11 protein-coding genes are annotated in these 12,233 nt (G+C 70.4%); 3 read left to right on the forward strand and 8 right to left on the reverse strand.

What is annotated here, in order from left to right:
• Positions 1 to 7 precede the first annotated feature (7 nt).
• The 3 genes from AB5J55_RS23320 to AB5J55_RS23330 form a co-directional block, all read right to left on the reverse strand.
• Positions 8 to 838, reverse strand: coding sequence for an MBL fold metallo-hydrolase (locus tag AB5J55_RS23320; RefSeq protein ID WP_369272527.1), 831 nt, complete (start codon positions 836 to 838; stop codon positions 8 to 10).
• Positions 839 to 905: 67 nt separating this feature from the next.
• Entirely contained in the window at positions 906 to 1,772 is an 867-nt protein-coding gene (locus AB5J55_RS23325) for an NUDIX hydrolase (RefSeq protein WP_369272528.1), read from the reverse strand.
• A gap of 144 nt (positions 1,773 to 1,916) precedes the next feature.
• Positions 1,917 to 2,591 (reverse strand): Crp/Fnr family transcriptional regulator, encoded by a 675-nt coding sequence (locus tag AB5J55_RS23330; RefSeq protein WP_007492020.1) that lies wholly within the window; start codon positions 2,589 to 2,591, stop codon positions 1,917 to 1,919.
• Between the two features lie 513 nt (positions 2,592 to 3,104).
• Here AB5J55_RS23330 and nth point away from each other — a divergent pair.
• The 3 genes from nth (at position 3,105) to AB5J55_RS23345 (ending at position 6,370) form a co-directional block, all read left to right on the forward strand.
• A complete protein-coding gene (nth, locus tag AB5J55_RS23335) occupies positions 3,105 to 4,172 on the forward strand; it encodes an endonuclease III (protein WP_369276266.1) in 1,068 nt (355 codons plus the stop codon).
• A gap of 289 nt (positions 4,173 to 4,461) precedes the next feature.
• A complete protein-coding gene (locus AB5J55_RS23340; protein ID WP_369272529.1) occupies positions 4,462 to 5,157 on the forward strand; it encodes a CoA pyrophosphatase in 696 nt (231 codons plus the stop codon).
• 13 nt (positions 5,158 to 5,170) lie between these two features.
• Complete coding sequence (locus AB5J55_RS23345; RefSeq protein WP_369272530.1) at positions 5,171 to 6,370, forward strand: MarP family serine protease; 1,200 nt, start codon at positions 5,171 to 5,173, stop codon at positions 6,368 to 6,370.
• Positions 6,371 to 6,406: 36 nt separating this feature from the next.
• On the opposite strand, the gene AB5J55_RS23350 is transcribed toward AB5J55_RS23345, so the two are convergent.
• The 5 genes from AB5J55_RS23350 to acs all read right to left on the reverse strand — a co-directional run bounded on the left by AB5J55_RS23350 (position 6,407) and on the right by acs (position 11,851).
• Complete coding sequence (locus tag AB5J55_RS23350; protein WP_369272531.1) at positions 6,407 to 6,589, reverse strand: hypothetical protein; 183 nt, start codon at positions 6,587 to 6,589, stop codon at positions 6,407 to 6,409.
• A 127-nt stretch (positions 6,590 to 6,716) separates the two neighbouring features.
• Entirely contained in the window at positions 6,717 to 7,655 is a 939-nt protein-coding gene (locus AB5J55_RS23355) for an alpha/beta fold hydrolase (RefSeq protein WP_369272532.1), read from the reverse strand.
• A complete protein-coding gene (locus AB5J55_RS23360) occupies positions 7,652 to 8,155 on the reverse strand; it encodes a phage holin family protein (RefSeq protein WP_369272533.1) in 504 nt (167 codons plus the stop codon). Before AB5J55_RS23360 ends, AB5J55_RS23355 begins: the two co-directional genes overlap by 4 nt.
• A gap of 77 nt (positions 8,156 to 8,232) precedes the next feature.
• Complete coding sequence (gene nhaA, locus AB5J55_RS23365) at positions 8,233 to 9,672, reverse strand: Na+/H+ antiporter NhaA (protein WP_369272534.1); 1,440 nt, start codon at positions 9,670 to 9,672, stop codon at positions 8,233 to 8,235.
• A 220-nt stretch (positions 9,673 to 9,892) separates the two neighbouring features.
• Positions 9,893 to 11,851, reverse strand: a complete 1,959-nt coding sequence (gene acs, locus AB5J55_RS23370) for an acetate--CoA ligase (protein WP_369272535.1) — start codon at positions 11,849 to 11,851, stop codon at positions 9,893 to 9,895.
• Positions 11,852 to 12,233: the final 382 nt, after the last annotated feature.

Below are 12,233 nucleotides of genomic sequence, written 5' to 3' on the forward strand. Positions count from 1 at the left end.
GGCCCGCCTAGATGAGCCCGTGCTCCTCCAGGTAGTCCAACTGCGCCCGTACCGACAACTCGGCCGCGGGCCACAGGGAGCGGTCCACGTCCGCGTACACGTGGGCGACGACTTCCGCCGGGGTGCCGTAGCCGTTCTCGACGGCCGTCTCGACCTGGGCGAGGCGGTGGGCGCGGTGGGCGAGGTAGAACTCGACGGCGCCCTGGGCATCCTCGAGGACGGGGCCGTGACCTGGGAGGACGGTGTGCACGCCGTCGTCGACCGTGAGGGACCGGAGCCGCCGCAGGGTGTCCAGGTAGTCGCCCAGGCGGCCGTCGGGGTGCGCCACGACCGTCGTGCCGCGCCCCAGGACCGTGTCACCGGTCAGGACGGCCCGGTCGGCCGGGAGATGGAAGGAGAGCGAGTCGGCGGTGTGGCCGGGCGTCGGGACGACCCTCAACTCCAGGCCGCCGATGTCGATCACGTTCCCGGCGCCGAGCCCCTCGTCGCCGAGCCGCAGCGCCGGGTCGAGGGCACGCACGTGTGTGCCGGTCAGTTCGGCGAAGCGTACGGCGCCCTCCGCGTGGTCCGGGTGGCCGTGGGTGAGCAGCGTCAGGGCGACGCGCTTGCCGGCCTTCTCGGCCGTGTCGACGACGTTGCGCAGGTGTCCCTCGTCCAGCGGGCCCGGGTCGACCACGACGGCCAGGTCCGAGTCGGGCTCGGACAGCAGCCAGGTGTTGGTGCCGTCCAGAGTCATCGCGGAGGGGTTGGGCGCGAGGATGTTGACGGCGCGGGCGGTGGCAGGGCCGGAGAGGACCCCGCCTCGCGGCTGGCCGGGGAGGGCTGCTGCGTCCGTCATACGAGAGGGCCTTCCAGTGCTGCGGGCGCTTCGGGAACCGCGGTTGCTGCGGACACTGCGGGCAAGGTCATGCGGGGGCTCCGCCGGTCGGGATGTGCTTGGTGAACTCGTCGTGGCCGGGCCAGGACAGCACGATCTCGCCGTCCTCCAGGCGGGCCTGCGCCAGGACGGGCGTGAGGTCGCGTTCGGGAGCGGCGGCGAGAGCCTGAGCGGCGCTGTCGTACGGGGTCAGCTGGCGCAGCGTCGCGATGGTGGGCGGCATCATCAGCAGCTCGCCCTTGTCGTACGAGTCGGCGGCCTCCGCGGGACGGATCCACACCGTGCGGTCGGCCTCCGTGGAGGCGTTGCGGGTGCGCTGGCCCTCCGGGAGGGCCGCGACGAAGAACCACGTGTCGTAGCGGCGGGGTTCGAACTCCGGGGTGATCCAGCGGGTCCAGGCGCCCAGCAGATCCGAACGCAGCACCAGTCCCCGGCGGTCCAGGAACTCGGCGAACGACACGTCCCGGGCCACCACGGCTGCGCGGTCCGCCTCCCAGTCCTCGCCGGTGGTGTCACCGACGACGGAATCGGGGGTCGGGCCGGCGAGCAGGACGCCCGCCTCCTCGTACGTCTCCCGTACGGCCGCGCAGACGATCGCCTGGGCCGCCGCCTCGTCGACACCGAGCCGCTGCGCCCACCACGCGCGCGTGGGGCCCGCCCAGCGGATCTGATGCTCGTCGCGAGGATCGACGCCTCCGCCCGGGTAGGCGTACGCCCCACCCGCGAAGGCCATGGACGCGCGGCGGCGCAGCATGTGCACGGCCGGGCCGGTGTCGGCGTCCCTGAGCAGCATGACGGTGGCCGCGCGTTTCGGGGCGGCCGGGGTCAGGTTTCCTGCCGCAAGCGCGCGGATTCGGTCCGGCCACTCCGGTGGGTACCACTGCCCGTTTGCCATGGGCGGAGGCTATCTCCTGGTGCGCAGATGTTCGAGGGGGTGGCCGATCAGGGGGCAGGCAAACGCGCCGGGGCCCCGCCTCACGGAGAGACGGGGCCCCGGCGTCGTACGGCTTGAGATGCGCCCGGCACTGGCTCGGTGTGCCTAGCGGGAGCGCTTGGCCAGCCGCTCCACGTCCAGCAGGATCACCGCGCGGGCCTCCAGGCGCAGCCAGCCGCGACCTGCGAAGTCGGCCAGCGCCTTGTTGACCGTCTCGCGGGATGCGCCGACCAGCTGGGCCAGCTCCTCCTGCGTCAGGTCGTGCACGACGTGGATGCCCTCCTCGGACTGCACGCCGAAACGGCGGGAGAGGTCCAGGAGCGCGCGGGCCACGCGGCCCGGGACGTCCGAGAAAACGAGGTCGGACATCGCGTCGTTGGTGCGGCGCAGACGGCGCGCGACGGCGCGCAGCAGCGCGGTGGCCACCTCGGGGCGGGCGTTCAGCCAGGGCTGGAGGTCGCCGTGGCCCAGGCCCAGCAGCTTGACCTCGGTCAGCGCGGTGGCGGTCGCCGTGCGCGGGCCCGGGTCGAAGAGGGACAGCTCGCCGATGAGCTCTCCGGGGCCTACGACGGCCAGCATGTTCTCGCGGCCGTCGGGAGACGTCCGGTGAAGCTTGACCTTGCCCTCGGTGACGACATAGAGCCGATCGCCCGGGTCGCCCTCGTGGAACAGGGAGTCGCCACGTGCGAGGGTCACCTCACTCATGGAGGCGCGCAGTTCCGCGGACTGCTCGTCGTCGAGAGCCGCGAAGAGCGGATTGCGCCGCAGAGGGTCGTCCACGAGTTCTCTCCTTGTCGACCTGCTCAGGGGATCGCTCCCCCGCGTACCAGGGGACCGTGTTCCCCATTTTGCCGGACGGTCCAAACAGTGTGATCTGTCACAAGGATGCCGCACAGGTGTCCCGAGGTAAGCGGCAGGGGTCCAATTGGGGGCCGATCTTCAGGGTCCGGGGCGGATGTCAGTGCCTGGCTTTAGGCTGGCCGGGTGTCCAAATCGCCGGTGAGAGCACAGGCCAAGGGGGCTGGGCGGGTGGTTGTACGTCGCGATTCCGCTGTGGGCGAACAGGACCCTGGTGGCGGACGGAAAACGGCAAAAGCGGCGAAAAAGGCGCCGGATGAGGCGGTGGCACGTGGCGGGAAAGCGGCGGTGAAGTCAAGCCCTGCCGGGAAGGCCGCGGGCGGGAAGCAGTCGGGCGGTGCGGAGGCGCCGACGGGTGCGAAGAAGGCTGCGTCCTCGAAGAAGGCTGCGGCAGCCAAGCAGGCCGTGCCCGCAAAGGAGGAAGCGGGCGGGGGCGTGCAGAAGGGTGCGGGCGCGAAGAAGCAGACGGGCGCGAAGAAGCAGTCGGCCGCCAAGAAGTCGACGGCCGCCCAGAAGGCCACGCCGGCCAAGAAAGCCACACCCGCCACGAAAGCCACACCCGCGAAGACGGCGAGCGCGAAGAAAACGGCGAGCGCGAAGAAAGCGACCGCGGCGAGGACGAGCACGAAGAGGGCGATCAGCAAGAAACCGGCCATCATCCCCGAGAAGGCCACCGCCTCGGTGAAGGGTGCCTCTGCCGTCAAGACCGTGAGCCCGAAGCCCCCCTCGGCCGAGTCCCGGACCGCCCTCGTCCGTCGCGCCCGCCGTATCAACCGTGAGCTCGCCGACGTCTACCCGTACGCCCACCCCGAACTGGACTTCGACAACTCGTTCCAGCTCCTGGTCGCCACGGTCCTGTCCGCCCAGACCACCGACCTGCGCGTCAACCAGGCGACGCCCGCGCTCTTCGGCAAGTACCCCACCCCGGAGGAGCTCTCGGCCGCCAACCCGGAGGAGGTCGAGGAGATCCTCCGTCCGTGCGGTTTCTTCCGGGCCAAGACCAAGTCGGTCATGGGCCTGTCGAAGGCGTTGGTGGAGAACCACGGCGGCGAGGTCCCGGGCCGGCTCGAGGACCTGGTCAAGCTGCCCGGCGTCGGCCGCAAGACGGCCTTTGTCGTCCTCGGCAACGCCTTCGGCCGCCCCGGCATCACCGTGGACACGCACTTCCAGCGGCTGGTGCGGCGCTGGCAGTGGACCGAGCAGACGGACCCCGACAAGATCGAGGCCGAGATCGCCGCGCTGTTCCCCAAGAGTGACTGGACGGACCTCTCGCACCACGTGATCTGGCACGGCCGCCGCATCTGCCACGCCCGCAAGCCCGCGTGCGGCGCCTGCCCCATCGCGCCGCTCTGCCCGGCCTACGGCGAGGGCGAGACCGACCCGGAGAAGGCGAAGAAGCTCCTTAAGTACGAGAAGGGCGGCTTCCCCGGCCAGCGACTCAAGCCTCCGCAGTCCTACCTCGACGCGGGCGGCAAGCCGGCCCCGCCGCTGGGGGCCGGATGACGCGGCCGAGCAGACGGGCTGCCGCGGTCGCGGTACGCGGTCGTGCGGCGGGGTCCGGACGGGCCGGCCGCTGGTCGGCGGCCGGCCGTACCGCAGGCTCGGAACGGACCGGTCGCCGGTCGGCATGCATGCGTACGGCCCGCCCGGAACCGTTCGAGCACCCGCGGGCGTGCGGTCGTACGGCCATCCCCGGGCGGACGGGAGGCCGTTCGGTGAGCGAGCGGGCGGGGCGGCCGGAACGATCTAGGTGCCGTCGGGCGTTGGACTGGGCAGGACGAGGGGGGTGGCGATGACGCGGGCGAGCGATACACAGGGCGGTCCGGTGGTGCTCAGCAACGAAGGGCTGCCGGACTGGCTGGCCCCGGTGGTGCGGGTGGTGGAGACGGTCGAGCCGATGCAGCTGAGCCGCTTCCTGCCGCCGGAGGACGGCGCGGGGCGCCAATCGGCCGTACTGATCCTCTTCGGTGAGGGCGAGCGCGGGCCCGAGCTGCTGCTGATGGAGCGCGCCAGCTCCCTGCGCTCCCATGCCGGACAGCCCTCCTTCCCGGGCGGCGCCCTCGACCCCGAGGACGGCGACCCGCAGACCGACGGGCCGCTGCGGGCGGCTCTCCGCGAGGCCGAGGAGGAGACCGGGCTCGATCCCAGCGGCGTCCAGCTCTTCGGTGTCCTGCCCAAGCTGTACATCCCGGTGAGCGGCTTCGTCGTGACGCCCGTGCTGGGCTGGTGGCGCGAGCCGAGCCCGGTCGACGTCGTCGATCCGAACGAGACGGCCCGCGTCTTCACCGTCCCCGTGGCGGATCTCACGGACCCGGGCAACCGCGCCACGACCGTCCACCCCAGCGGGCACCGAGGTCCGGCATTTCTGGTCGAATCGGCCCTGGTCTGGGGCTTCACGGCCGGCATCATCGACCGTCTGCTGCACTACTCGGGCTGGGAGCAGCCCTGGGACAGAAGCAAGCAGGTCCCGCTCGACTGGCGGTCATGACAGGGTGGCCTCCGTGAATGTGCTGGACATCCTGTTGCTGGTCGCCGCCGTGTGGTTCGCGATCGTGGGCTACCGCCAGGGCTTCGTCGTCGGCATCCTGTCGGTGATCGGTTTCCTCGGCGGCGGACTCGTGGCCGTGTACCTCCTCCCGGTCATCTGGGACGCGCTGACCGACAACGCCGAGGTGAGTACGACCGCCGCTGTTGTCGCGGTCGTCGTGGTGATCGTCTGCGCCTCCGTCGGCCAGGCCCTGACCACCCACCTCGGCAACAAGCTGCGCCGGTACATCACCTGGTCCCCGGCCCGCGCCCTGGACGCGACCGGCGGCGCCCTCGTCAACGTCGTCGCGATGCTGCTGGTGGCCTGGCTGATCGGCTCCGCCCTCGCCGGGACCACCCTGCCGACGCTCGGCAAGGAGGTGCGTAGCTCCAAGGTGCTGCTCGGCGTCTCGCGGGCGCTGCCCGACCAGGCGGACACCTGGTTCGCGGACTTCTCCACGGTCCTCGCGCAGAACGGCTTCCCGCAGGTCTTCAGCCCGTTCTCGAACGAGCCGATCAACGAGGTCAAGCCGCCCGACCCGGCCCTGGCGGCCAGCCCGGTGGCCACCCGCGCCCAGCGTTCCATCGTCAAGGTCATGGGCACGGCGACGAGTTGCGGCAAGGTGCTGGAGGGCACCGGCTTCGTCTTCGCCGAACGCCGCATCATGACCAACGCGCACGTCGTCGGCGGCGTCGACGAACCCACCGTCCAGATCGGGGGCGAGGGCAGGAAGTACGACGCCACCGTCGTCCTCTACGACTGGGAGCGCGACATCGCCGTACTCGACGTTCCCGACCTGGACGCGCCCGCACTGCAGTTCACGGCCACCGACGCCGAGAGCGGCGACAGCGCGATCATCGCGGGCTTCCCGGAGAACGGGGCGTACGACGTGCGTGCCGCGCGCGTGCGCGGGCGCCTGCCGGCCAACGGCCCGGACATCTACCACCGCGGCACCGTGCGCCGTGACGTCTATTCGCTGTACGCGACGGTGCGTCAGGGCAACTCCGGCGGCCCGCTGCTCACGCCCGAGGGCAAGGTGTACGGCGTGGTCTTCGCCAAGTCGCTCGACGACGCCGAGACCGGATACGCGCTCACCGCGGACGAGATCCAGGAGGACATCGTCAAGGGGCGTACCGCCAACCAGCAGGTGGACAGCGACAGCTGCGCGCTGTAGTCCCGGTTGGGAAAGGCCTGCGGGGCGCGGCCGGTGTCAGGTGCGCGGATGGCGCAGCCGCACCGAGACCCAGCGGGCCCGGCGGCGCAGAATGCGCGGAATGCCCACCCGTAGGTCCGAGCCCGGCATCTGCGGGGCGGTGCCTCGCTGGTGGGAGCTCAGCCCACTGGCCGAGCGGCGATTGCGTGCTGCGTCACTGTAGTCGTGCGTCCAGCCCATACCCCGACGTCTGCCCCTGCCCCAAGGTCGATAACCGCCCCCAGGGCCCCCAATTGGCCTATGCGCCAGGCAATTGGCTGTTCGTAGTACACCTGTTCAGATCCGGATGCCAGGCGCAGCGGCGCGGTCACCGATCGGGTTCGGGATCTTTCAGCCAGTTGATCAGTTCGGTGGAGAAAGCGACCGGGTCTTCCTCGTGCGGGAAGTGCCCGAGCCCGTCGAACAGCCGCCAGCGGTACGGCGCTTCGACGTACTCGCCGGAGCCGGCCGCGCTGCGCGTACGCATCACGGGGTCGAGCGAGCCGTGCAGATGCAGCGTCGGGACGCGCACCGGGCGCTTCATGCGCCGGTTGAACTGGATGCCGTCGGGACGGGCCAGCGAGCGCACCATCCAGCGGTACGGCTCGATGGAGCAGTGCGCCGTCGACGGGATGCAGATCGCGCGGCGGTACGTCTCCACCGCCTCGTCGTCCGGCAGGCGCGGGCCCGACCAGTCCCGGACCAGCCGCGCGACGAGCGCCCCGTCGTCGGCGGTCAGCTGCCGCTCGGGAACCCAGGGCCGCTGAAACCCCCAGATGTAGGAACTCGCACTCGTCTGCTTGACGTCCGAGAGCATCGCCGAACGCCAGCGCCGCGGGTGCGGCATGGAGGACACCGCGAGCCGCCGTACGAGCTTGGGACGCATCACGGCCGCCGTCCACGCCAGATAGCCGCCGAGGTCGTGTCCGACCAGCGCGGCGTCGGGCTCACCGAGCGAGCGGACCACCCCGGTGATGTCGAGGGCGAGGTTGGCCGGGTCGTAACCGCGTGGGGTGCGGTCGCTGCCGCCGACGCCCCTGAGGTCCATCGCCACCGCCCGGAAGCCCGCGTCGGCGAGGGCGACGAGTTGGTGCCGCCAGGCCCACCAGAACTGCGGGAAGCCGTGCAGCAGCAGCACCAGCGGGCCGTCGCCCATCTCAGCGATGTGGAAGCGCGCACCATTGGCGGCCACGTCCCTGTGTGTCCAGGGACCATCGGGTCGTACGACCGAGGCAGGTTGCGCCGAGGGGGTGGCGGGATCCGTCATGACGACGAGCGTGCCACAGCCTCGATGGCCGCCGGCGCCCGGTCCTCCAGCTCCGGTGCCGTCGCCGGGGTCGGACGCGGATGCGGCTTGGCGTTCTGCAGGACGCCCGCGGTCTCCTTCACCGAGGCGGCGACCTTCTGCGGGCCCTGGCTCTTCTTGGCCTTCTTCGCGAACACGACCCCGATCAGCGCGAGCACGAGGGCGACGAGGACGTTCGCGGCGAAGGACAGCACGAAGCAGATCGCGAGGTTCCAGTCGCTCCACGTCCGAATGCCGTACGCGAGGGCGAAGTTCAGCATCGGCAGCGAGAACACCAGCACCGCGGCGGCCACCGTGAACGCGCCGCCGCTCGTCGCGCCGCGCTTGACGTCCTGCTTGAGCTGCGCTTTCGCCAGTGCGATCTCGTCGTGCACCAGCGCCGACATCTCGGTCGTCGCCGAGGCGAACAGCTGGCCGATGCTGCGTTCGGCGCCGACCGGGCTGCCGTCGGATGCGCTCATCGCGGTCTCCCTCGTAGTCACGGTTCCGTCTTCTGCCTGACTGGGTACGGTTCCGTCTTTTGTGCCGTCCCGTCAGATCATGCCCGACGCTGCTCCTCCTCGCCTGCCCCGCCCGCCACTTCGGCAAGCGCGTGGCGTGCGGCGACCTGCTCCTCGGCGATTCGGCGGTGCTCGGCGGCCTTGCGGTCGTGGATGGCGGCCATCCGCAGGTGGTACTCCGGAGTGTCCTCCTCATAGATGTCCGGAATGCCGCTCTCGTCGTCGTCGCGCTCCTCCGCTTCGACCATCGCGCGGTACTTGGCGTTCCGGATCTTCAGCAGCACCGTCGCCAGAATCGCCGCGATGAGGGAGCCCATCAGCACGGCGGCCTTGACCTCGTCGGTCAGCGTGGCGTCGCCCCCGAAGGCGAGCTCCCCGATGAGCAGCGAGACGGTGAAGCCGATGCCGGCGAGGGTCGCCACGGCGAAGACGTCCGCCCACTCCAGGTCGTCGCTGAGCGAGGCCTTGGTGAAACGTGCCGTCAGCCATGTGCCGCCGAAGATCCCGATTGTCTTGCCGACGACGAGCCCCAGGATCACGCCCAGCGTCTCCGGCTGGACGAACACATCGCCGAGCGCACCGCCGGAGATGGCCACGCCCGCGCTGAACAGCGCGAACAGCGGTACGGCCAGGCCCGCCGACAGGGGGCGTACGAGATGCTCGATGTGCTCGCCGGGGGAGTGCTCCTCGCCCTCGCGCCTGGTGCAGCGCAGCATCAGGCCCATCGCCACGCCCGCGATGGTGGCGTGGACGCCGCTGTTGTACATCAGCGCCCAGATGACGAGGGCGAGCGGAACGTACACGTACCACCCGCGTACGCCCTTCCTCAGCAGCAGCCAGAACATGCCCAGCCCGACGACGGCACCGCCGAGCGCGGCGAAGTCGATCCGGTCGGTGAAGAAGATCGCGATGATCAGAATCGCGAAGAGGTCGTCGACGACGGCGAGCGTGAGCAGGAAGGCACGCAGGGCGCTCGGCAGGGAGGTGCCGATGACGGCGAGCACGGCCAGCGCGAAGGCGATGTCCGTGGCGGTCGGGACGGCCCAGCCCGCCGACGAGCCGCCCCCGGTGACGTTGGTCAGCGTGTAGACCAGCGCGGGTACCGCCATCCCGCACAGCGCGGCGACGACCGGCAGTACGGCCGCCTTGGGGTCACGGAGATCGCCGGCGACCAGCTCACGCTTGAGCTCGATACCGGCGACGAAGAAGAAGATCGCGAGAAGACCGTCGGCGGCCCAGTGCTCGATGGACAGATTCAGTCCGAGGGCCTCGGGGCCGAGGTGGAAGTGGCTGACGCTCTCGTAGCTGTCGTGCAGTGGGGGAACGTTTGCCCAGACCAGCGCGGCGATCGCGGCGACGAGCAGCAGCACACCACCGACGGTCTCGGTGCGCAGCGCGTCCGCGACGAAGTTCCGCTCGGGGAGGGACAGCCGCGCGAAGACCTTGCGGGCGGGAGCGGTGGTGCGGGACGCGGCCATGAGGGAGACCTCCGGTCGGTGGGCAGGACAGAACACATGCCGACCAGACTTCCCGGCGCACCTGAGGGTGAGGCTGTTTTTGGTTAGTTTAACTAAGGGTGCGTCGGGGTGCATCCGTCGAGTTCCACCGTACGTACGCGAAGGGCACCCGGCGCGCTTGACGCCGGGTGCCCTTCGCGGTCGTGCTCAGTCCCCTGCCGTACTCGGACTGCGGTCGTGCTCAGTCCTCGCTCGGCGCCGCCGGGAGCTTCGCCTGGATGAGGTCCATGACGGTCGAGTCGGTCAGCGTGGTGACATCACCGAGCTGGCGGTTCTCGGCGACGTCCCGCAGCAGTCGGCGCATGATCTTGCCGGAGCGGGTCTTCGGCAGCTCGGCCACCGGCAGGATCCGCTTCGGCTTGGCGATCGGTCCGAGGGTGGTGCCGACGTGGTTGCGCAGTTCGTTGACGAGGCCCTCGTCCTCGGCGTTCGCCGTACCGCGCAGGATCACGAAGGCGACGATCGCCTGCCCGGTGGTCTCGTCGGCGGCGCCGACGACGGCCGCCTCGGCGACGGACGGGTGGGAGACCAGCGCGGACTCGACCTCCGTGGTGGAGATGTTGTGGCCCGACACGAGCATGACGTCGTCGACGCGCCCGAGGAGCCAGATGTCCCCGTCGTCGTCCTTCTTCGCCCCGTCACCGGCGAAGTACTTGCCCTCGAACCGCGACCAGTACGTGTCGATGAACCGCTGGTCGTCGCCCCAGATGGTGCGCAGCATCGACGGCCACGGCTCGGTCAGGACCAGATAGCCGCCACCGCCGTTGGGCACCTCGTTCGCCTCGTCGTCGACGACGGTAGCGGCGATGCCGGGCAGTGGCGTCTGCGCGGAACCGGGCTTGGTCTCGGTGACCCCCGGCAGCGGCGAGATCATCATCGCGCCGGTCTCGGTCTGCCACCACGTGTCCACGATCGGGGTGCGGTCGCCGCCGATGTTCTTGCGGTACCAGATCCACGCCTCGGGGTTGATCGGCTCACCGACGGACCCGAGCACCCGGAGGCTGCCGAGGTCGAACTTCGCGGGGATGTCGTCGCCCCACTTCATGAACGTACGGATCGCGGTCGGCGCCGTGTACAGGATCGTCACCCCGTACTTCTGGACGATCTCCCAGAACCGGCCCTGGTGCGGCGTGTCCGGCGTGCCCTCGTACATGACCTGCGTCGCGCCGTTCGCCAGCGGCCCGTACACGATGTACGAGTGCCCGGTCACCCAGCCGACGTCGGCGGTGCACCAGTAGACGTCCGTCTCCGGCTTGAGGTCGAAGACCGAGTGGTGGGTGTACGCGGTCTGGGTGAGATAGCCGCCGGACGTGTGCAGGATGCCCTTCGGCTTACCCGTCGTCCCGGACGTGTACAGGATGAACAGCGGGTGCTCCGCCTCGAACGCCTCAGGCGTGTGCTCGGCGCTCTGCCGCTCGACGATCTCGTGCCACCACACGTCGCGGCTGTCGTCCCAGGCGACCTCCTGACCGGTGCGCCGGACGACGAGCACGTGCTCGACGTTCTCCACGCGCGCCACCGCGTCGTCCACGGCCGGCTTGAGCGCGGACGGCTTGCCGCGTCGGTATCCGCCGTCGGAGGTGATGACGACCTTGGCGTCGGCGTCCTGGATCCGGGTGGCGAGCGCGTCCGCCGAGAAGCCGCCGAAGACGACGGAGTGCGCGGCGCCGATACGCGCGCAGGCCAGCATCGCGACCGCCGTCTCGGGAATCATCGGCATGTAGACCGCGACCCGGTCGCCCTTCTGAACACCCAGCTCCAGCAGGGCGTTGGCGGCCTTGGAGACCTCGTCCTTGAGCTCGGCGTAGGTGATCGCGCGGCTGTCGCCGGGCTCGCCCTCGAAGTGGATGGCGATCCGGTCGCCGTGTCCGGCTTCCACATGCCGGTCCACGCAGTTGTATGCGACGTTGAGCTCGCCGTCCTTGAACCACTTCGCGAACGGCGGGTTCGACCAGTCCAGCGTCTCGGTAGGCTCCTTGGCCCAGGTCAGCCGGCGGGCCTGCTCGGCCCAGAAGCCGAGCCTGTCAGCCTTGGCCTGTTCATACGCCTCCGCGGTGACGTTGGCGCCTGCGGCCAGGTCGGCGGGGGGTGCGAACCTGCGTTCTTCCTTGAGCAGGTTGGCCAGGCTTTCGTTGCTCACGACATCTCCCTTTCCCAGGGTGTCCGTTGTGTCCCAGGCCACAGCTCATCAGACCCGGGGGTCCGATGACAAGGGTCGACGGAAAATTGGTTTAGACCTGTCGGCGAGTGGGTCCGGGAGCGGCCCGGAGCTGCTTTCGGGCGCCGCGGTGAACGCGCCGGGGTCATCCGTTCCCACGGACGCCGGACGGACGCGGTTCAGGTCTGTAATCCCTTTCACACTCCATCCCGGTCCAGGCGAAACGCCGACCCGCGGGAACGCCGCTTTGTGGGGCCGCGGCCCCGCTCGGACGCGGCTCCTTCCAGGTGAACGCCGGCCCACGCGAACCACAGCGCACGAGAAGCGCGGCCCCGCACCGAACGGGGCCGCGCACACCTCCCCG

The sequence above is a fragment of the Streptomyces sp. R11 genome, assembly GCF_041051905.1.
GTDB lineage: Bacteria > Actinomycetota > Actinomycetes > Streptomycetales > Streptomycetaceae > Streptomyces.